17 protein-coding genes are annotated in these 19,856 nt (G+C 69.7%); 7 read left to right on the forward strand and 10 right to left on the reverse strand.

Annotated elements, in window-relative coordinates:
- Nucleotide 1: 1 nt before the first annotated feature.
- Nucleotides 2-838, reverse strand: a complete 837-nt coding sequence (gene murI, locus ACWA14_RS10380) for a glutamate racemase (protein ID WP_463793092.1) — start codon at nucleotides 836-838, stop codon at nucleotides 2-4.
- 93 nt (nucleotides 839-931) lie between these two features.
- Here murI and ACWA14_RS10385 point away from each other — a divergent pair, with 93 nt between their 5' ends.
- Complete coding sequence (locus ACWA14_RS10385) at nucleotides 932-2,257, forward strand: nicotinate phosphoribosyltransferase (RefSeq protein WP_463793094.1); 1,326 nt, start codon at nucleotides 932-934, stop codon at nucleotides 2,255-2,257.
- A gap of 19 nt (nucleotides 2,258-2,276) precedes the next feature.
- Here the strand turns inward: ACWA14_RS10385 and ACWA14_RS10390 are convergent, their stop codons facing one another.
- The 3 genes from ACWA14_RS10390 to ACWA14_RS10400 are packed head-to-tail and all read right to left on the reverse strand — an operon-like array spanning nucleotide 2,277 to nucleotide 5,051.
- Entirely contained in the window at nucleotides 2,277-2,543 is a 267-nt protein-coding gene (locus tag ACWA14_RS10390; protein WP_463793096.1) for a DUF3039 domain-containing protein, read from the reverse strand.
- A 40-nt stretch (nucleotides 2,544-2,583) separates the two neighbouring features.
- Nucleotides 2,584-4,149 (reverse strand): hypothetical protein, encoded by a 1,566-nt coding sequence (locus tag ACWA14_RS10395; RefSeq protein WP_463793098.1) that lies wholly within the window; start codon nucleotides 4,147-4,149, stop codon nucleotides 2,584-2,586.
- Nucleotides 4,125-5,051, reverse strand: coding sequence for an ABC transporter ATP-binding protein (locus tag ACWA14_RS10400; protein WP_463797425.1), 927 nt, complete (start codon nucleotides 5,049-5,051; stop codon nucleotides 4,125-4,127). The genes ACWA14_RS10395 and ACWA14_RS10400 overlap by 25 nt, the downstream gene beginning before the upstream one ends.
- Nucleotides 5,052-6,345: 1,294 nt before the next feature.
- Here ACWA14_RS10400 and ACWA14_RS10405 point away from each other — a divergent pair.
- From ACWA14_RS10405 to ACWA14_RS10420, 4 genes are all read left to right on the forward strand, one after another.
- A complete protein-coding gene (locus tag ACWA14_RS10405) occupies nucleotides 6,346-7,038 on the forward strand; it encodes a phosphocholine cytidylyltransferase family protein (RefSeq protein WP_463793100.1) in 693 nt (230 codons plus the stop codon).
- A 95-nt stretch (nucleotides 7,039-7,133) separates the two neighbouring features.
- Complete coding sequence (locus tag ACWA14_RS10410) at nucleotides 7,134-8,141, forward strand: hypothetical protein (RefSeq protein WP_463793101.1); 1,008 nt, start codon at nucleotides 7,134-7,136, stop codon at nucleotides 8,139-8,141.
- A gap of 87 nt (nucleotides 8,142-8,228) precedes the next feature.
- A complete protein-coding gene (locus tag ACWA14_RS10415; protein ID WP_463793104.1) occupies nucleotides 8,229-9,818 on the forward strand; it encodes an acyl-CoA carboxylase subunit beta in 1,590 nt (529 codons plus the stop codon).
- Complete coding sequence (locus ACWA14_RS10420; RefSeq protein WP_463793106.1) at nucleotides 9,815-10,039, forward strand: acyl-CoA carboxylase subunit epsilon; 225 nt, start codon at nucleotides 9,815-9,817, stop codon at nucleotides 10,037-10,039. The genes ACWA14_RS10415 and ACWA14_RS10420 overlap by 4 nt, the downstream gene beginning before the upstream one ends.
- A gap of 48 nt (nucleotides 10,040-10,087) precedes the next feature.
- Here the strand turns inward: ACWA14_RS10420 and ACWA14_RS10425 are convergent, their stop codons facing one another.
- The 5 genes from ACWA14_RS10425 to ACWA14_RS10445 all read right to left on the reverse strand — a co-directional run bounded on the left by ACWA14_RS10425 (nucleotide 10,088) and on the right by ACWA14_RS10445 (nucleotide 15,781).
- Entirely contained in the window at nucleotides 10,088-11,287 is a 1,200-nt protein-coding gene (locus tag ACWA14_RS10425) for an ROK family transcriptional regulator (protein WP_463793108.1), read from the reverse strand.
- Nucleotides 11,288-11,602: 315 nt separating this feature from the next.
- A complete protein-coding gene (locus tag ACWA14_RS10430; RefSeq protein ID WP_463793110.1) occupies nucleotides 11,603-12,613 on the reverse strand; it encodes a hypothetical protein in 1,011 nt (336 codons plus the stop codon).
- Nucleotides 12,610-13,839, reverse strand: coding sequence for a sensor histidine kinase (locus tag ACWA14_RS10435; protein ID WP_463793112.1), 1,230 nt, complete (start codon nucleotides 13,837-13,839; stop codon nucleotides 12,610-12,612). Before ACWA14_RS10435 ends, ACWA14_RS10430 begins: the two co-directional genes overlap by 4 nt.
- Nucleotides 13,829-14,488 (reverse strand): response regulator, encoded by a 660-nt coding sequence (locus tag ACWA14_RS10440; protein ID WP_463793114.1) that lies wholly within the window; start codon nucleotides 14,486-14,488, stop codon nucleotides 13,829-13,831. Before ACWA14_RS10440 ends, ACWA14_RS10435 begins: the two co-directional genes overlap by 11 nt.
- A gap of 54 nt (nucleotides 14,489-14,542) precedes the next feature.
- Complete coding sequence (locus tag ACWA14_RS10445; protein WP_463793116.1) at nucleotides 14,543-15,781, reverse strand: class I SAM-dependent RNA methyltransferase; 1,239 nt, start codon at nucleotides 15,779-15,781, stop codon at nucleotides 14,543-14,545.
- A gap of 23 nt (nucleotides 15,782-15,804) precedes the next feature.
- On the opposite strand from ACWA14_RS10445, the gene ACWA14_RS10450 reads away from it, so the two are divergent.
- Together ACWA14_RS10450 and ACWA14_RS10455 are read left to right on the forward strand one after the other, a co-directional pair.
- Nucleotides 15,805-16,461 carry a Maf family protein gene (locus ACWA14_RS10450; RefSeq protein ID WP_463797427.1) on the forward strand — a complete coding sequence of 219 codons (657 nt, stop codon included), beginning with the start codon at nucleotides 15,805-15,807 and terminating at the stop codon, nucleotides 16,459-16,461.
- 85 nt (nucleotides 16,462-16,546) lie between these two features.
- Nucleotides 16,547-18,313, forward strand: a complete 1,767-nt coding sequence (locus ACWA14_RS10455; RefSeq protein ID WP_463793118.1) for an acetyl/propionyl/methylcrotonyl-CoA carboxylase subunit alpha — start codon at nucleotides 16,547-16,549, stop codon at nucleotides 18,311-18,313.
- Between the two features lie 73 nt (nucleotides 18,314-18,386).
- Here the strand turns inward: ACWA14_RS10455 and ACWA14_RS10460 are convergent, their stop codons facing one another.
- Nucleotides 18,387-19,835: an NAD(P)H-quinone dehydrogenase gene (locus ACWA14_RS10460; RefSeq protein ID WP_463793120.1), complete on the reverse strand. Its 1,449-nt coding sequence runs from the start codon at nucleotides 19,833-19,835 to the stop codon at nucleotides 18,387-18,389.
- Between the last annotated feature and the right edge of the window lie 21 nt (nucleotides 19,836-19,856).

Consider the following 19,856-nt stretch of genomic DNA (forward strand, 5'->3'; position numbering starts at 1 on the left):
GTCAGAGCGGCTCGGGGCGCGCGCCGGGAAGAGTGATGACGCCCGTCTGCACCAGCTGGACGTCGCGCACCTCGCGGCCCATGAGACGGTTCGCCAGGGCGGTGAACTCCGCGGTGGAGTCTCCGGTCGCCTCGTAGACGTAGGTGGCCGTGGCATCCGGCGACGCGAGGAGGTCACCGCGCACGAGCTGGCGGTACACGTCGCCCGCGGTCTCGTCGTCGCTCGACACGAGGGTCACGCCCTCGCCCATCACGTAGCTGATCGCACCGCGCAGGAACGGGTAGTGGGTGCAGCCGAGCACGAGGGTGTCGACGTCGGCCTCGCGCAGCGGCGCGAGATACTGCTCGGCGACCGCGAGCACCTCCGGCGTCCCGGTGATCCCGCCCTCGACGAACTCCACGAACCGCGGGCACGCCGCCGTGAACACGCGCAGCCGCTCGTTGACCTCGAGCATGTCCTGGTACGCGCGGGACCCGATGGTGCCGACCGTGCCGATCACGCCGACGCGTCCGTTGCGCGTGGTGGACACCGCGCGCCGGACAGCCGGGCCGATGACCTCGACGACCGGGATGTCGTAACGCTCGCGTGCGTCGCGCAGCATCGCCGCCGAGGCCGTGTTGCAGGCGATCACGAGCATCTTCACGCCCTGGTCGACCAGGGTGTCGAGCACTTCGAGAGAGTACCGACGCACATCGGCGATCGGCTTCGGCCCGTAGGGCGAGTGGGCGGTGTCGCCGATGTACACGAACGATTCGCGGGGCAGCTGGGCACGGATGGCCCGTGCGACCGTCAGCCCGCCGACGCCGGAGTCGAAGATCCCGATCGGTGCGTCATTCATGACTCACCAGCCTACCCTTCGTCTCGCTGCGCTCGCTCAGGGGCCGCGCGCGGGGCGCACGCCGAGCTTCGCGACGCTCACTAAGCTGAGCGGATGACCCCGTCGACGGCGCTGCTCACCGATCGCTACGAACTCACGATGCTCGCCGCGTCGCTCCGCGACGGCACGGCATCACGTCCGAGCGTCTTCGAACTCTTCTCCCGGCGCCTGTCCGGAGGCCGCAGATTCGGGGTCGTCGCCGGCACCGGACGCCTGCTGAGCCTGGTGCGCGACTTCCGCTTCGGCGAGGACGAGCTGCGCTTCCTGCGCGACAACGACATCGTGGATGCCGCCGCTCTCACCTATCTCGAGGGATACCGGTTCACCGGCTCGATCCGTGGCTACCGCGAGGGCGAGCTCTACTTCCCCGGCTCCCCCATCCTGACCGTCGAGGGCTCGTTCGCCGATGCGGTGGTGCTCGAGACCCTCGCGCTGAGCGTGCTGAACCACGACTCCGCCGTCGCGACCGCCGCCTCTCGCATGAGCATCGCCGCGGGTGAGCGCCCGCTGGCCGAGATGGGTTCGCGCCGCGCAGCCGAGCGGTCGGCCGTCGCGGCTGCCCGTGCCGCCTACATCGCCGGCTTCCGCGCGACGAGCAACCTCGAGGCCGGGCGCGAATGGGGCATCCCCACCATGGGCACCGCCGCGCACTCCTGGACGCTGCTGCACGACACCGAGGAGCAGGCCTTCCGCGCGCAGATCGACAGCCTCGGCACCGACACCACGCTCCTCGTGGACACCTACGACATCCGCGCCGGCGTCGAGACGGCGATCCGGGTCGCCGGTGTCGGACTCGGCGGAGTGCGCATCGACTCGGGCGACCTGCCGACCGTCGCCGCGGAGGTGCGCGCACAGCTGGATGAGCTCGGCGCGACGGGCACGCGGATCACCGTGACGAGCGACCTCGACGAGTACGCGATCGCGGCTCTCGCCGCCTCCCCGGTGGACTCCTACGGCGTCGGCACCTCGGTCGTGACCGGCTCGGGATACCCGACCGCGAGCATGGTCTACAAGCTGGTCGCACGTCAGGATGCCGACGGCTCCTGGGTCGGCGTGGCGAAGGCCTCGACCGACAAGGCCTCCCACGGCGGGCGCAAGGCCGCCTTCCGCACGCTCAGCGACGGAGTGGCCACCGCGGAGACGATCCTGGTCGCCGACGGCTTCGAGACGCTCGACTCCCCCGCCGAGCATGTCGACGGGCGTCCGCTCCAGGTCACCTTCGCGGAGGGTGGAGAGATCGACGCGTCGTTCGAGGGCCCGGCGGGTACGAGCGCCGCCCGCGAGCATCACCTGCGTGTGCGCGAAGAGCTTCCCGTGCGCGCGCTGGCTCTGAGCAAGTCGGACCCGGCGATCCCGACGGTCTACGTCGACGCCGGATGAGTGAGGCGGACGGAGTCCGTCACTTCATCATCGACTCGTAGATCTCCTTGCAGGTGGGGCAGATCGGGAACTTCTCCGGGTCGCGCCCCGGAGTCCACTTCTTGCCGCAGAGAGCACGCACCGGCTTCCCGGTGATGGCCGACTCGAGGATCTTGTCCTTCTTCACGTAATGCGAGAAGCGCTCGTGGTCCCCGGGCTCCAGGTTCTCCTCGCGGAGAAGCTCTTCCAGTTCGCGATCAAGCGTTGTCACGCCACCCTGATCGGGGCTGTCCAGCGGAGTACTCATCCCGAGAGTCTAGCCGCGCCCGCGGCGGTGTGGGCGGTGTTCACGCGGTCTCGACGAACTCCATGAGGCGCTCTCCGCTGCGCTCGAAGATGCGACCGCCGATGAGGACTCCGATGGTCAGGACGACCAGTCCGACGGCGATCCCGACCCACAGGGTGAGCACCACGAACTGCGATCCCTCGACGATCGCGGCCGCGAAGAGCCAGATCGTCGGGATGCTGCACACGATCGCGCCGAGGAAGGCCGATGCCGGCCCGAACGCGCCGCGCGAGGTCGGCCGCTGCGGCTGCTGGAAGGGGCTGTCGCCGGGGCGCGAGACCGCATAGGGGGCGACGACGGACACGATGCTCGAGATGCCCAGCGCCGAGAACAGCAGACTCGCGGCGAGTCCGGTGAGCGGCAGCAGGAGACGCCAGTCGCCGATCGTGAGCAGCGACAGGGGGATCACGATCGCCAGCACCGGGAGGGCGACGAGGAAGACGGGGACCAGGCGGCCCAGACGATCGGGAACACCCCGCACGCCGCTGGCCACGTGCGTCCACAGCGCGGTCGAGTCGTAGGCGACGTCGTTGTGCGGCAGCCACCCGAAGAACAGCGCCATCACCGGCACCGGGATCAGCGCCGCGATCTCCAGCGGCACCCCGGCGACGAGCAGTGGGAACACGGTCAGGACGCCCGCGACCGGCACCACGATGATGTTCATGATGTAGCGACGATCGCGCAGCCAGTACACGAGGCTGCGCGCGGCGATCGCACCGAACGCGTTGGACGGGAGCAGCCCGAACCAGCCGAGCCCTGTGCGTTCGCGCGCGGCGACGGGTCGCTCGGTGGTCGTGAGCAGTCGCCGCACCAGCCAGGTCCACAACGCCCAGAGACCCGCGACCGTCAGCACGGCCACGATCCCACTCGTCCACGCTCCGGCCGAGTCGCCGGCCGCGACCTCGAAGAGGAATCCGGGAGTCGCTCCGAGCGGGCTGACGGCGAAGGCATCCGTGAGCGAGTCGAGCGAAGCCGGGACCTCGCCGTCCCACCGCATCGAGGCGAAGAACACCGCGACGGGGAACGCGACCACGATCAGCGCGAGGGCGAACAGCGCCGTGAGCTCGCGAGAGCGGCGCTCCGGCAGGAAGAGGGCGTTGAGGGCCATCCCGACGCGGGCGATCAGGACCGTGGTGACGGCGCCGACGAGCGTCATGAGCACGGCGAGCGCCCACGGTGTGCCCGATCGGACGGCGACGATGCACACCGTGATGTAGACCGCGAGCAGGGCGAGGCTCGGGACGCTCACGAAGGCGGCCAGGACCAGCACCCAGGGCATCCGCCGCTCGTCTACCCCGAAGACGGCGAAACGTCGGGGATCGAGCTGATCGATCGAGCCGATCAGCACCGGCCCGACGAGGAAGCCGAGCAGGACGGCGGAACCACCCAGCACGGCCACGGTGCGACCCGCGGCGAGCGGGGCGTCAGCGAGCGAGAGCACGGCGATGCACACGGCGACGGTGACCGCGAGCACGGCCGCGAACGTGATCAGTGTGCGAACGCGTCGTTCGCCGCGCAGTGAGCCGACGAGCAGGGCGAATCTCAGTCGGAGAACATGTGCAGCCATTCGAGCCCCTCCACCTCTCCGATACCGCCGGAGAGCTCGACGAAGCGAGCCTCGAGTGTCTGTCCCGCCCGCACTTCGTCGATCGTGCCCTCGGCGAGCACCTCACCGCCGACGATGATGGCGACCCGCGAGCACACCCGCTCGACCAGATCCATGCCATGGCTCGACAGGATGACCGTGCCGCCGTGCGAGACGTAGGCGCGCAGGATCTCGAGGATCACCGCGGACGACACGGGGTCGACGGACTCGAAGGGCTCATCGAGCACGAGCACGCGCGGCGAGTGGATCATGGCGCCGGCGAGCATGATCTTCTTCGTCATGCCGGCCGAATAGTCCGAGACGACGCGGCTGAGGGCCTCGCCGAGGTCGAAGGCTCTGGCGAGATCGGCCGTGCGCTTCTCGATCACGCTCGATGCGAGACCGCGCAGGAGGCCGTAGTAGTAGAGCAGTTGCCGCCCGGTGAGGCGATCGAAGGTCCGCAGCCGGTCCGGCAGCACGCCCATCACCCGCTTCGCTGCGAGGGGCTGCGTCGCCTGGTCGATGCCGCAGATCGACACGGAACCCGAGTCGGCGCGGAGAAGTCCGGCGACGATCGAGAGAGTGGTCGTCTTGCCGGCGCCGTTGGGGCCGACGATGCCGTAGAACGAACCGGCGGGCACCGTGAGGTCGATGCCGTCGACGGCATGGTTGTCTCCGAAGTGCTTCACCAATCCGCGGATGCTGATCGCCGCCGCATCGGTCGCGACCGCGTCCACCGGCTCCGCCGGGTCCGCAAGGGCACCGGAGAGCGGATCGAGGACCTCGGTCTCGTCGGCCGGAGATCCCCCGTCCTCCTCGGGAGACACGGTCTCTCCGGGAGACACCGACTCTCCGGGAGACACGGCCTCCTCGGGAGCTTCGATGACCTCGGGAGATACAACCTCGTCACGAGCCTCGGCGGTCTCGATGACCGGTTCAGGGGTGGTCAAAGCCGCCTCCGCGGGCTTCTCGACGTCGCCGGGGACCACCGCTTCGGGACTCGCGTCCGAAGCCTCGACGACCGTGGTGGCGTCGTCCTGACCGTCGATCTCATCGCGCATGGGTGCCGCCGTCTCCGCGGGCGTGCTCGCCCCCGTCTCGCTGCGGACATCGCCCGCCGCATCGATCAGATCTGCGGAGGACTCTGCAGTCTGCGCCTCTTCCGCCGCCTTCGCCGCGGCCGCCTTCGCGGCAGCCGCCTTCGCTGCGGCCGCTTTCGCTGCAGCCGCCTTCGCCGAGGCGGACCGTGCCGCCGTGGTGCGCTGAGCCGACTTGGCCGCGGAGGCCTTCGCCGCCGCAGCCTTGGCCGCGGTCGTCTTCGCAGCGGTCGTCTTCGCCGCCGCCGTCTTCGCCGCAGTCGTCTTGGCCGCCGCTGTCTTGGCGGCCGCCGTCTTCGCTGCCGGGGTCCTGGCCGCGGTGGTCTTCGCGGCCGTCGTCTTGGCCGCGGCGGAAGACGTGGGCCCCGAGCCTTCGGATGCCGCGGGCTTCGTGGAGCCGGCCTTGGCCGGCCTGTTCCGCACCGCAGCGGTGCGGGCGGCAGTCGCGGTCGAGGACGCACGCGCGGCGGGCATCTCGATGGGCGCGATCACCACGTCGGCCGAGGGAGCAGCCTTGTCTGCCGCGGCCTTCACGCTCGGACGCCCGGCGGCGGGACGTGCCGCGGCCGTCTTCACCGGAGCCTTCTTCGCCGGGGCCTTGCGCGCCCCAGCCGCCGTCACCCCGGTCATCTTCGCCGGTGCCTTGCGCGCCGGTGTCTTCGCCGGAGTCTTCTTCGCCGGAGTCTTCGGAGCCGACGGGCGGGCGCCCGCGGACGCCGGCGCGGCCTCGTTCGCGGGCGTCGCCCTGCTCACGGCATCCTGCGCCTCGGCACCTGTCGTCGGGTTCTCGGAATGGTCCACCTGGTCGGTGCGGTCGTCAGGGGAGGAAGTCACCGTTCTACGGTATCAACCGGTGGCGACAACCCGAGGTTTCGCGCGACAATTGGATCAAGTCACACCGGATCTGCGTGTTCTGAGCGTTGCTCCGACCCTGGGTGTCCGGTGTGTACTCGGTCACGAAACGGCAACGGGACCCCCCTCACCCGGGGGTTCCCAGCCGACATCGCTACCATGAACTCGGCACGAAGAAGTGTCCGGCCGATGAACCGGCCCTTAACGCACTTTCTTTTTAGGAGCACTCGTGACTCTTCAGACCGTCATTCTCGCCGCAGGCATGGGCTCGCGCCTCGGCCGCGCCCTGCCGAAGCCGCTCACCGAACTCAGCGACGGACGCACGATCATGCGTCAGCAGCACGACAACATCCGCGCCGCCTTCGGCTCCGATGCTCGCATCACCGCTGTCGTCGGCTACCGCGCCGAGACCATCATCGAGGCCTTCCCGGCCGCGAACTACGTGCACAACGAGCGCTACGACGAGACGAACACCTCGAAGAGCCTCCTGCGGGCGCTCGCGGCGACCGGCAAGAGCGGCGTGCTCTGGATGAACGGCGACGTCGTCTTCGACCCGATGATCCTCGGCCGTGCCGCCGCGTTCATCGAGCGCGACCAGTCCTTCGTCACCGTCAACACCTCCAAGGTGAGCGACGAAGAGGTGAAGTACACGGTCACCGCCGAGGGCTTCATCAACGAGCTCTCCAAGACCGTCAAGGGCGGCCTCGGCGAGGCCGTCGGCATCAACTACATCTCCTCGTCGAACAAGCGCGCCTTCATGCGTCAGCTGCAGCGCGTCGAGGATCAGGACTACTTCGAGCGCGGCCTGGAGCTCGCGATCGCCGAGGACGGGCTGCTCCTCGAGCCGATGGACGTCTCCGATCTCTACGCCGTCGAGGTGGACTTCGCGGAAGACCTGGAGCGCGCGAACCTCTTCGTCTGAATCCGTCTCCGTACGCTGAACGCCGGGAGCCGCACCCCTCATCTCGGGGTGCGGCTCCCGGCGTATTCGCGGGTCCGATCCATAGGATCGAAGGCATGGCAGCCAAGGTACACAAGATCCACTCCCTCCCGGACGATGCGCCGTGGGATGGTGGCCTGCCGCCGACCGGTTCACCCGAGCATCCGATGATGGTGCGCGGACTCGACCGCGTGCTGTCGATCCAGCGGCCTCTGGTGCTGGCCCACATCCGCAGCATCCGTCTGCGGAATCCGCACGCGACGCCCGCCGAGATCGTGCGCATCCTCGAACGCCGCTACCTCGCCGCCGTCACCACCGGCGGCGCCGCGGTCGGAGCGACCGCCGTCGTGCCGGGGATCGGGACCGGCATCACGCTGGCGCTCTCCGGCGTCGAGACCGTGGGCTTCGTCGAATCGACCGCGCTCTTCGCACAGTCGGTGGCCGAGGTGCACGGCATCGCGATCGCGAATCCGGACCGCGCTCGCGCCCTCGTGATGACCCTCATGCTCGGCAAGGAGGGAGTCGACCTGGTCGGCCAGCTCGCCGGACAGGTCGCGGGACGCGGCGCCAGCCGCTCCTCGTACTGGGGTGAGCTGGTGACGAAGTCGATGCCGCGTGCCGCCGTCGGTCCCCTCGTCGACCAGCTCAAGAAGATGTTCGTGAAGCAGTTCGCGGCACGGGGCGGAGCCTCGTTCCTGGGGAAGGCGCTCCCGTTCGGGGTCGGCGCGGCGGTCGGCGGCGCGGGCAACCACATCCTGGGCCGTCGCGTGCTCACCACCTCCCATCGCGCCTTCGGGGCTGCACCCGTCGACTTCCCGCTCGAGCTGGAGCCGGTCCCCGGCGCGGAGAAGGCGGAGCTTCGAATGCTGCGCGGCGCGCGCTTCGCCGGGGCAGCCGTCGCCGGGGCCGCCGGGAGCGCCGTGCGCGGCGTGGGGTGGGCGGGTCGCAAAGTGGGCGCGCTGACGACTCGGCGCGGGCGCGACGAAGAGGAGACGCCGTCGGAGATCGCCGACCGTCCGCTCGGCGACCACGCGCTGCCGCCGGGGATCGGCGACGACGTCACTCGCGCGGACGCACCCCGCTGACTCTCCCCCGGACTCGCCAAAGGATCACGTGACCCGTTGTGGCGAGCATCCAACGGACGGCGTCGAAGCGACGCTAGGGTGGAATCCGTGACGGACAAGCCCGACCTCTTTACCACTGCCGGCAAGATCGCGGATCTGCGCGCTCGCTACACCGAAGCCGTCGTCGACGCCGAGGCGAAAGCGCAGGAGAAGCAGCACGCCAAGGGCAAGATGACCGCGCGCGAGCGCATCGAACTGCTCGTCGATCCCGGCAGCTTCGTCGAGTTCGACGAATACGTGCGGCACCGCACGACGGCCTTCGGGATGGACCGCTCGCGTCCCTACGGCGACTCGGTCGTCACGGGCGTCGGCACGATCCACGGACGCACGGTCGCGGTGTACTCGCAGGACTTCTCGACGTTCGGCGGATCGCTCGGCGAGGTCGCCGGCGAGAAGATCATCAAGATCATGGAGTTCGCCATCGCGGGCGGCATGCCGTGCATCGGCATCCTGGACTCCGGCGGCGCCCGCATCCAGGAGGGCGTCGTCGCCCTCGGCAAGTACGGCGAGATCTTCCGCCTGAACACGCGCGCGTCCGGCGTGATCCCGCAGATCTCGATCATCATGGGCCCGGCGGCCGGCGGCGCGGTGTACTCGCCCGCTCTCACCGACTTCGTGATCATGGTGGACAAGACCAGCCAGATGTTCGTCACGGGCCCCGACGTCATCAAGACGGTCACGGGCGAAGACGTCGGGATGGAGGAGCTCGGCGGCGCCTACACGCACAACACGCGATCCGGTGTGGCGCACTACCTCGCCGAGGACGAGGATGACGCGCTGGACTACGCACGCACCCTGCTCGGCTTCCTCCCCGACAACAACATGGCCGAGCTGCCGTCGTACGAGGGTGTCTTCGAGTTCGAGACCACCGACGCGGATCGCACGCTGAACACGATCATCCCGGACTCCGCGAACCAGCCGTACGACATCAAGACGGTCATCGAGCACGTCGTCGACGAGGGCGACTTCCTCGAGGTGCAGCCGCTGTTCGCCCCCAACATCGTGATCGGGTTCGGGCGCATCGAGGGCCGCTCCGTCGGCATCATCGCCAACCAGCCGTCCCAGATGGCCGGAACGCTGAACATCCAAGCGGGCGAGAAGGCCAGCCGCTTCGTGCGCTTCTGCGACGCGTTCTCCATCCCGATCGTGACTCTCGTCGACGTGCCCGGCTACCTGCCCGGAACCGACCAGGAGTGGGAAGGCGTGATCCGCCGCGGCGCGAAGCTCCTGTACGCCTACGCCGAGGCCACCGTTCCCCTGGTCACCGTCATCCTGCGCAAGGCCTACGGCGGCGCGTACATCGTGATGGGCTCCAAGCAGCTCGGCGCCGACGTGAACCTCGCCTGGCCCACTGCGGAGATCGCGGTCATGGGCGGGCAGGGCGCGGTCAACATCCTGTACCGCGGCGAGATCAAGAAGGCCGAGGAGGCCGGAGAAGACGTCGCCGCCGTCCGCACGCGTCTCGCCAACGAGTACACGTACGACGTGGCGTCGCCGTTCCTCGCTGCCGAGCGCGGTGAACTCGACGGCATCATCGAGCCGGCGAACACCCGCGTCTCGATCGCGAAGTCGTTGCGCGCCCTGCGCGGCAAGCGGGCCTCGCTCCCCCCGAAGAAGCACGGGAACATCCCGCTGTGAGCGCGCAGCCCGACGAGCAGCCGCTGACGCTCGAGATCACGCGGGGCACGGCATCCGAAGAGGAACTCGCCGCGCTGATCGCCGTCGTCAGCGATGCCTACGCGAGCGAGTCGGCGGAGGCCGTCGCGGAGGTGCCGCGTGTTTCGGCGTGGATGCGCACGGCGCGTCCGCTGCGCGCACCGCTCCGGCGCGACATCCCCTGGGGACGCTTCTCGGGCTGACCTCCCCTTCGCGCGCGGCGCGTGGCGCCGGTGGGACCGGCGAGACGCTCAGGATTCGAGGAGAAGCGCCGAGGTGCGGGGCGTGAGCACCGAATCCAGCACGACGCAGGCCGCGCCGATCGCGCCGACCTCGTCCCCCACGACGGTCCCGTCGACGGGAATCGATCGCAGGGCCCGGGTCGCGCTCTTGCCGTCGAGCAGCCCGGGCAGCTCCTCCAGGTAGATCGCCGAGATCCTCGACCAGAACGGGCCTCCCAGCACCACGCGATCAACGTCGAGCATGTTCGTCAGAGCGGCGATCAACACCGAGAGGGAGGCGGCGGCCTGACGCACGACGGCGACGGCGACGGCATCCCCGGCGTCCGCCCGCGCGCACAATTCCGTGAAGCGCGCGTCGATGGTCTCCGCATCGTCCGACTGCCGCTCGTCGGTGAAGACTCCGGCGCGCTCGGCCTGTTCCACGATCGCCTGCGGCGTGCAGACCACTTCGACGCAGCCGCGGGAGCCGCAGAAGCAGGCAGGGCCGTCGAGGTCGACGGTGATGTGTCCGATCTCTCCGGAGTTGTGCGTGCTCCCGCGCACGACGTCCCCGTCACGCGCGACGGCGGAACCGATGCCGGTGCCGAGATAGATGAAGACGAAGGAATCGTCCGGCGTGCCGTGCTGCATCCACAGCTCACCCACGGCGGCCGCGGTGGTGTCCTTCTCGAGCGTGACGTCCAATCCCGTGGCCTCCGCCAACACCGCGCGCAGCGGAACGCGCCGCCAGCCGAGCAGCTTCGGCGGATCGATCACGGTGCCGCCCTCGGCGTCCAGGGGGCCGGGAGCCGCGACGCCGACGCCGGCGATACGGCTGCGGTCGATCCGGGCGCCGTCGATCAGCGCATCGATCGTGGCGGCCATCGCATCCGCGATTCGGCGGGGGTCCTGCGAGGGGGTCCGGATCACGCGATGCTGTACCACCGCCCCGGCGAGGTCGAGCAGCACGAAGGTCAGGACGGAGGGATCCAGATGCACGCCCACCGAGTAGCGGCTCTCGGCGATCAGTCGCAGCGTGACGCGCGGCTTGCCCGGGCCGTTGATCGTGCGGCCTGCCTCCTCGATGACATCGGCGGCGAGCAGTCGTCGTGTGATGTTCGTCACCGTCTGCGCGGAGAGACCGGTCAGCTCGACGAGCTCCGTCCTGCTCAGCCCGGACCCTGATCGCCGGATGGCCTCGAGGATGACGGACTGGTTGAAATCTCCCATGCGGGGGAGATTGGTACCGCGGCGGATTCCCATGACTCATCATCCCTCATATCGGAATGCTGCTGCTCACCGACGGGAAGAATATGTCCCCCAAAATACCTACAGACAGCCTTTGGTCGATCGAGCAGACTAAAGGGGACGCTTCGCGTTCGACTGTTCTCTCTGTCACAGGGTAGATAGACGATGAATGGTCAACTGCGGTCAGTTTTCGGGTAACTGCACCGCACCGGCGAGGGGTGGGCGGATTCGCCGCCCCTCGCCTTTCTCATCCCCGGCTCACGCCTGCCCCCGGCCACGTCCGACAGGGAACGGCGATCACTCCGCCGGCGCCTCGCGCGCGATCTCGTGGAAGAGATCCACGTCGTCATCGTCCGAGGACGATCCCGACCGAGCCCGTCCGACCACCGTCACCGCCACTCGCGGGTCGCTGGAGGAGCGGATGATCAGGCGGCCGGAGCGCGCACTCGCCACCACGATGGCCAGCTCGTCCCTGATCGCCGAGCGACGGTCCTCGTCGACCCCGTCGAGCCCGCTCTCGTCGAACACGGTCACGGCGACGCCGCGCCGACGCGCATCCTCGATCGCATCGCGCACGTCGTCGTTGAGCAGATCGGCTCCGCGCAGCTCGTCGCGCAGCCGTCCCTCGGCGAGCCGAGCCTGAAGGCGCTCCTCCTCGCTGAGCCCTCCTCGCGACGCCACCACACGCCCGAGCACGGGCCCGGCGACCGCGAGGGCGAACTGGGTGCGCACGCGCCGCTCGCGCTGACGCACCAGCTGCGTCGCGTGCCAGGCGGACACCGCCTGCTGGATCTCCGCCAGCCGCTCGGTGTCGCGGATCGCACGGTCCCAGAAGAACACCAGGAGGCGGGCGATGACCAGCCACATGATCGATCCGACGAGTCCGAGGTTCAGAGCCACCCCGATGCCGAGATAGGCCGCCGACGAGGCCACGAGCAGGATCAGCGTGCCCCAGCCGATCCAGAACCGTCGGCGGACGATGCAGACGACGCCCAGCACCCCCAGGCCGCCGATGTAGGACGTGGCGAACGGCGCGGTGCGGGCGGACTCGTCCATCGCCAGGGTGACGAGCGCGGGGATCACGGCGCTCGCGGCAAGCGCGAGCCACCCCACCCACATCGGCATCCGCACGGAGGCGGCGGATTTCCAGAGGATCGCGGTGTTGACGACCAGCACGAAGATCAGGATCGCCGAGACCATGAGCAGCGGCGAGGTCGGTTGAGGCACCCACCACATCGACCGCGCGGCGAAGTACAGCGTGAATCCGACGGCGAGGGAGGTCGCGACACTGCGCACGGTGCGGTTCACGAGCGCTCCCATCCCAACGTCACGGTCGTGCCCTCGGGACCCGAGTCGATGTCGGCCGTGCCGGCGACGCCCGCCATCCGCGCGATGATCGATGCCCGGATGCCGAGACGGTCCTCCCCGATCGTGTCGATGTCGAACCCCGGTCCGGTGTCGGAGATCGTCACGGCGATGCCCTCGTCCCCGTGCGCCGTGGCGATGATGTGGAGGCCGCGCCCCTGCGCATGCGAGACGGCGTTGCCGATGGCCTGCCGGGCGGCGAGCACGAGCGCCCGCGCAGCGCGACCGGGGATGAGCCCGACCCCACCGCACTCCTCGACGAGCGCATCCGCGCCCAGCTCCGACAATGCGCGGCGCAGTTCTGAGACGATCTGCGTGACCCCGACGGGCTCGTCGCTGCCTTCCTGGGCGACGGCGGCCTCGGTGTTCGCCAGTCGGGTCAGCGCCTCTCGGGCCATCGCGACGGCCAGTTCCCTGGCGCGCTCGCTCTCGGCGCGCTCGGCGGCGATGAGCGCCGCGAGAACGCTGTCGTGCATGAGTGCCGACATCGCGATGCGCTCCTCCTCCGCCGCGGCTGTCGCCGCCGCGGAGGCATAGGAGGCCACCGCGCGCCCCCTCGCGTCATCGACGCCGGAAGCCACGGAACGGAACATCCACCCGAGGGAGATGATGACGATGCCGAGGATCAGCGTGAACGAGACGTCGAAGGCGGTCGTCAGCCAGAAGTCGGTGGCGAATCCGCCCTGCACCAGGCGCACGTACCCGTAGACGAAGGGCATCGCGAGCGCCCAGGCGAACTGGATCCGCACGGGGAACGCCAGCATCGCGGCGACGACGCCGACGTTGACGAGGAAGAAGATCCACGGTTGATCGCCCGCCACCCCCGGGGACACCACGGTCGGCCAGGCGGCGAGGGCCAGCAGGTACGCGATCGCGAAGGCACCCGCGGCGATGCGCACGCCGCGCCCCACGATGCAGGCGATGAGCATCGCGACGAGGGGGACGTTGACGAAGACCACCACGATGATGTGCGGGATGTCGCCGTGAGACATCGCGCCGAGAGCGGCGAGGAACGCCTGGGTCCCGAGCACCGCAGAGCCGATCGCGACGACCGTCGCCAGGATGCGCTCCATGCGCTTTCCCGTGAAGCGCTCGAACTCCGTCTCCGCCGTGCCGGGAGACGGGATCTTGCTCCAGGCTTCGCGGATGCTGAGGGCTTCAGTGGCCACTCTGATCACCGTCGGTCTCGACGATGCCGTCCTCCATGGCGCGGCGCAGGAGATCGACCTTGGTCGGAGCGGGGCGTCCCACCTCGACGTACTTCACGCGGATGCGGGTGATGTTCTCCTTGGCGGTGGAGTAGGCGACGCCGAGCCGCTCGGCGACGGCCTTCAAGGGAAGACCGGTGGCGTACAGACGCAGCACCTCGCGCTCGCGGGTCGAGAGCTGGGCGTCCGCGAAGTCGCGGTCGCCGTCGACGGCGCTCGCCCATTCGACGTTGTTGAGCGCTTCTCCCCCGGCGACCGTGCGGATCGCGTCGAGGACGTCGTCGAGCGCGGACGACTTGCTGACGACGCCGGCGGCACCGGCGGAGAGGGCTTCGCGCACCGCGGCCGGTCGATCGGCGACGCTGTGGATCACGACGTTCGCCCCGTCGTCGACGAGCCGGCGGACGTTCTCGGTCACGGTCGATCCGTCGCCCAGCGTGAGGTCGAGCACGACCACCTCGGCGGAGGCGGTACCCGACGCGGCACGCCAGTCGAGGTATGCGCTCACCGAGCTCCCGGAGAAGACCACGGTCTGAGAGTCGCGCGCGAACGCCGCCTCGAGACCGAGGCGAACGGATTCGTGATCATCGATGAGGGCGACCGTGCTCATCCGCCCAGCCTAGTGAGTCCGCCGCACGGCACGCCGCCTCGATGTCTCCGCACGTCAACGCGTGAGCAGCGCGATCACTTCGAAGTGGTGCGAATGCGGGAACAGGTCGAAGGCGCGGAGCGTCTTCACCTGCCAGCCGAGCGTGCGGAACGTCCCGAGGTCACGCGCGAGCGCGACCGGATCGCAGGCGACGTAGGCGATCGCCTCGGGCGAGAGCGCGTGCACGCCCTCCACGACCGTTCGTCCGGCACCGGCCCGGGGCGGGTCGAGCACGATCGCCCCGGTGCTGTGCTTGTCGGTCACGCCGTGCAGGAAGCGGTCGACACGGGCGGTCACGGCCGAGATCTCGAGTGGGGCGAGGTTCGCCTGCGCGTGCTGCGTGGCACGCTTGCTCGATTCGACGCTGACGATCTTCTCCCCGCCGAGATCGGCGAGCGTCGCGGCGAAGAGCCCGACACCGCCGTAGAGGTCGTAGTGCACGGCATCGGATTCCACGTGGCCGTCGAGGATGCCGTAGACGGCGCCGTCGAGCACGGAGGCCGCACGCGGGTGCACCTGCCAGAAACCGCGGACGTCGACCTCGAAACGCCGATCGCCCACCATCTCATGGACGACCTCGGGCTCGGGGCGCCGTCCGCCGCGACCCCGCTCGGGCTTCGCGCCGTCCTCATGACGGATGATGCGCACCTCGCCGTCCGCCGGCTCCACCAGGTCGATGCGACCGGCCTCACCACCGCGCAGACGCAGCGCCGCGGCGGCGACCGCCGGGCGGGCGAGCGGATGAGAGGTCACGGGGATCACCCGGTGGCTGCGTGCCGCGTACGGCCCGACGTTGCCGGCATCGTCGACATGCAGGGTCATGCGGGTGCGCCAGCCCGTGCCGTCGCTGGAATCGACCGGCTCGATGTCCGGAACCTCGAGCCCTCCGCCGGCGAAACGCTCGAACGCCTCGGTGAGCACCTGCTTCTTCAGCGTGCGCTGGTGGGCGAGATCGATGTGTCCGAGATCCGCGCCGCCCGGGCGCTGCGCAGGGTCTCGCGAGACATCGGCTTCCGCCCAGATGTGCGGGCGGCGGTGCGGGGAGGCGTCGAGCACCTCGACGGTCTCGGCGCGCCAGAAGCTGCGGGACTCCGCCGCCTCGTCCTGCGGATCGATCAGGCGGGCGCGCACGCGCTCGCCGGGGATCGCGTCGGACACGAAGACGACGCGCCCTTCGTGCCGCGCGACGAACGTGCCGCCATGGGCGATTCCGGTGATGTCGAGTTCGAGCACGTCGGCAGGGGAAGAAGTCATTCTTCGAGGATACGGTGGTGCACATGCGCGTCTGCCTCGCCTCCACGTCTCCCGCCCGTCTGATGCTGCTGCGACAGGCGGGCATCGAGCCGCTCACACTCGCTCCGGACGTGGATGAGGACGCCGTCGCCGCGGCTGCGGCGCAGGACGCCGGCGCGGAGCTCCCGCCTGCCGAGCTCGTCCTGCTGCTGGCGCGGGCCAAGGCCGCGGATGTCGCACGACGCCTCGCCGCCGAGGACCCGACCTTCGACGGCATCGTGATCGGCGGGGACTCGATGTTCGCGCTGCACGGCCGCGTCTACGGAAAGCCGTACACGGCGGAGGAGGCCACGCGGCGCTGGCACGAGATGCGTGGGGCCACCGGCATCCTGCACTCCGGGCACTCGGTGTTCCGCGTCTCCCCCGGTGTCGCACCGGTGGAGGCCACCGCCACGGCCGAGGCGTCCGTCACCTTCGCCGACGACATCGGCGACGCAGAGATCGCGGCCTACGTCGCCTCCGGTGAGCCGCTGCACGTCGCCGGAGCCTTCACGGTCGACAGCCTCGGTGGAGCATTCATCACCCGCGTGGACGGCGATCCCTCCACCGTGGTCGGCATGTCGCTGTCCACCGTCCGGCGCCTCGCGGCCGATCTCGGTGTCACCTGGACGGCACTCTGGACCCCGTCGCAGCCGCGCTGAGTCGTAGGACCTGCTCCACGTTTCGACGCCTTTCTTGTGGAGAGTCGTCAAAGGGATCGGGGCCGATCTCGCTAGGCTGGCAACCATGCCTGCTATCGCCAAGGTGCTCATCGCCAACCGCGGCGAGATCGCCGTACGCATCATCCGCGCCGCTCGGGACTCGGGAATCGCCTCCGTCGCGGTCTACGCCGACCAGGATCGCGATGCTCTGCACACGCGTCTCGCCGACGAGGCCTATGCCCTCAGCGGCTCGACCAGCGCCGAGACCTACCTCCAGATCGAGAAGATCCTCTCCGTCGCCCGCCGCGCCGGCGCAGACGCCGTGCACCCCGGCTACGGATTCCTCGCCGAGAACGCCGAGTTCGCCCGGGCGATCATCGGCGCCGGCATGACGTGGATCGGCCCGTCGCCCGAGGCGATCGAAGCCCTCGGCGACAAGGTCACCGCACGGCACGTCGCCGAGAAGGTCGGCGCGCCCCTCGCGCCCGGCACGCCCGGTCCCGTCGAGACCGCCGATGAAGTCATCGCCTTCGCGCAGGAGTTCGGTCTCCCCATCGCCATCAAGGCGGCCTACGGCGGCGGCGGCCGCGGCCTCAAGGTCGCGCGCGAACTCGACGAGGTCGCCGAGATGTTCGAGTCCGCCACGCGCGAAGCGGTCGCCGCCTTCGGACGTGGCGAGTGCTTCGTGGAGAAGTACCTCGACAAGCCGCGTCACGTCGAGACGCAGTGCCTGGCGGATGCCGCCGGCAACGTCGTCGTGATCTCGACGCGCGACTGCTCGCTGCAGCGCCGCCACCAGAAGCTCGTGGAGGAGGCACCGGCGCCGTTCCTCACCGAGGAGCAGAACGCCCAGCTGTATTCCGCGTCGAAGGCCATCCTCAAGGAGGTCGGCTACGTCGGCGCGGGCACCTGCGAGTTCCTGATCGGCGCCGACGGCACCGTGTCGTTCCTCGAGGTCAACACGCGCCTGCAGGTAGAGCACCCGGTCTCGGAAGAGGTCACCGGCATCGACCTGGTGCGCGAGCAGTTCCGCATCGCCGCCGGTGGGACGATCGACTACGACGACCCGACGCCCCAGGGGCACTCGTTCGAGTTCCGCATCAACGGCGAGGACCCGGGTCGCGGCTTCCTCCCCCAGCCCGGCCCCGTGCACGTGTTCAAGACCTTCGGCGGCCCCGGCATCCGTCTCGACTCCGGTGTGACCGCGGGCGACACGGTCTCCGGCGCGTTCGACTCGCTGCTGGCGAAGATCATCGTCACCGGCAAGAACCGCGAGGAGGCGCTCGAGCGCTCCCGCCGCGCCCTGGACGAGTTCGAGGTCGCGGGCCTGCCCACCGTGCTCCCGTTCCACCGCAAGGTGGTGCGCGACCCCGCCTTCACGGCGGAGGACGGCCGCTTCGGCATCTTCACCCGCTGGATCGAGACCGAGTTCGACAACGACATCCCCGCCTGGGACGGCGAGCTCGAGGCTCCCACCGCCACCGGAGGACGCCACACGGTCGTCGTCGAGGTCGCCGGCAAGCGGCTCGAGGTCAGCCTCCCCGACCGGGTCGCGGTCGCCGCCGGCACGGCGGGCCGCCCGGCCGCCGTGCCGCCGTCTCGCCGCAGCCACGCCACCACCGCCAACGCCGGTGCGGCGGGCGACGCGGTCAAGTCGCCCATGCAGGCGACGATCGTCAAGGTCGCCGTCGCCGAGGGCCAGCAGGTCGTCAAGGGCGATCTGGTGGTCGTGCTCGAGGCCATGAAGATGGAGCAGCCCCTGCAGGCGCACAAGGACGGCGTCGTGGGCAGCATCAACGCCGATGCCGGAAGCACGGTGTCGGCCGGTCACCAGCTGCTGACCATCAGCTGACACCGCACCGATACGCGCGAAAGGCGCCCCACCGCGGTGGGGCGCCTTTCGCGTATCTCGTGTGTCGCCCGGGTCAGGAGATGTAGCCGAGGTGCATCGCGCGGCTGGCGTCGGTGATGCTGCTGGACAGCGACGGGTAGGCCGCGAAGACACGCGAGACCTGGTCGACCGTGAGACGCCGCTCGACGGCGACCGCGATGGGGTAGATGAGCTCGGAGGCCTTCGGTGCCACGATCACGCCGCCGATCACGGTGCCCGATCCCTTGCGCGCGATGATCTTCACGAAGCCGTCCTTGATGCCCATCATCTTGGCGCGCGGGTTCGCGGCCAGGGGCAGCTTGTAGACGAGCCCGTCGGCGACGCCGTCCTCCACGTCCTTCTCGGAGTAGCCGACGGTGGCGATCTCCGGGGCGGTGAAGATGTTCGAGGTGATCTTGATCAGCTCGAGCGGGATCACGATGTCACCCAGGGCGTGGAACACCGCCGTGCGTCCCTGCATGGAGGCGACGGATGCCAGCGGGAAGAAGTTCGTGCAGTCTCCGACCGCGTAGACGTTGGGGACCGAGGTGCGCGCGACCTTGTTCACCCGGACGTGCCCGGAATCGTCAAGCTCGACGCCCGCCTCCTCGAGCCCGATGCCCGCGGTGTTGGGGATGGAGCCGACCGCCATGAGGCAATGGCTTCCCTCGACCGTGCGGCCGTCGGACAGGGTGACCGTCACGCCGTCCTTCGTGGCCTCGACCTTGTCGGCGCGCGACTTGGAGAGCACGGTCATCCCGCCGCGCTTGAAGACCTTCTCGACGACGCTCGCCGCATCCTTGTCCTCCCCCGGGAGCACCTGGTCGCGGCTCGAGACGAGCGTGACCTTCGCACCGAGGTTCATGTACGCGGAGGCGAACTCCGCGCCCGTCACACCCGATCCCACCACGATGAGGTGCTCCGGAAGGGCCTTCATGTCGTACAGCTGCGTCCACGTCAGGATGCGCTTCCCGTCGGGCTTGGCCGAATCCAGCTCGCGCGGCGAGGCGCCGACGGCCACGATGATCGTGTCGGCCTCGATCCGGTCGAAGTCCGTGCCGCCCTGTCCCGTGGACACGACGATCGCCGTGGGGCCCTCGAGTCGTCCGTGGCCGGAGAGGATCCGCACGCCCGCCTGCATGAGGGTGGCGCGCATGTCCTCGGACTGCTGGCCGGCCAGCGCGACGAGTCGCTTGTTGACGGCGGCGAGGTTGATCGCGACCTCGGGCTTGAGGGGCTTGCCGTTCTCGCCCTTCGCGTAGAAGTTCACGCCGAGGTCGCTCGCCTCGGAGATCGCGACCGCGGCATCCGCCGTCGCGATCAGGCTCTTCGACGGCACGACATCGGTCAGCACGGCCGATCCGCCGACGCCGACGCGTTCGATGAGCGTCACCTCGGCCCCGAGCTGTGCGGCGGCCAGTGCCGCCTCGTAACCGCCGGGACCGCCGCCGAGGACGGCGACGCGCTGAGTGCGCTCGAAAGTGGTGGAAGACATGGAATCCATTCTCGCGCAATCCTGGCACCC

Source organism: Microbacterium sp. TW_SC_2 (assembly GCF_055361165.1).

What these genes read in the sequence shown, in the direction of transcription:
- ACWA14_RS10445 (WP_463793116.1), bottom strand. Translation starts at nt 15,781, where the DNA reads ATGACTTCTTCCCCTGCCGACGTGCTCGAACTCGACATCACCGGAATC.
- ACWA14_RS10460 (WP_463793120.1), bottom strand. Translation starts at nt 19,835, where the DNA reads ATGGATTCCATGTCTTCCACCACTTTCGAGCGCACTCAGCGCGTCGCC.
- ACWA14_RS10440 (WP_463793114.1), bottom strand. Translation starts at nt 14,488, where the DNA reads ATGAGCACGGTCGCCCTCATCGATGATCACGAATCCGTTCGCCTCGGT.
- ACWA14_RS10390 (WP_463793096.1), bottom strand. Translation starts at nt 2,543, where the DNA reads ATGAGTACTCCGCTGGACAGCCCCGATCAGGGTGGCGTGACAACGCTT.
- murI (WP_463793092.1), bottom strand. Translation starts at nt 838, where the DNA reads ATGAATGACGCACCGATCGGGATCTTCGACTCCGGCGTCGGCGGGCTG.
- ACWA14_RS10395 (WP_463793098.1), bottom strand. Translation starts at nt 4,149, where the DNA reads ATGGCTGCACATGTTCTCCGACTGAGATTCGCCCTGCTCGTCGGCTCA.
- ACWA14_RS10410 (WP_463793101.1), top strand. Translation starts at nt 7,134, where the DNA reads ATGGCAGCCAAGGTACACAAGATCCACTCCCTCCCGGACGATGCGCCG.
- ACWA14_RS10385 (WP_463793094.1), top strand. Translation starts at nt 932, where the DNA reads ATGACCCCGTCGACGGCGCTGCTCACCGATCGCTACGAACTCACGATG.
- ACWA14_RS10455 (WP_463793118.1), top strand. Translation starts at nt 16,547, where the DNA reads ATGCCTGCTATCGCCAAGGTGCTCATCGCCAACCGCGGCGAGATCGCC.
- ACWA14_RS10425 (WP_463793108.1), bottom strand. Translation starts at nt 11,287, where the DNA reads ATGGGAGATTTCAACCAGTCCGTCATCCTCGAGGCCATCCGGCGATCA.
- ACWA14_RS10450 (WP_463797427.1), top strand. Translation starts at nt 15,805, where the DNA reads ATGCGCGTCTGCCTCGCCTCCACGTCTCCCGCCCGTCTGATGCTGCTG.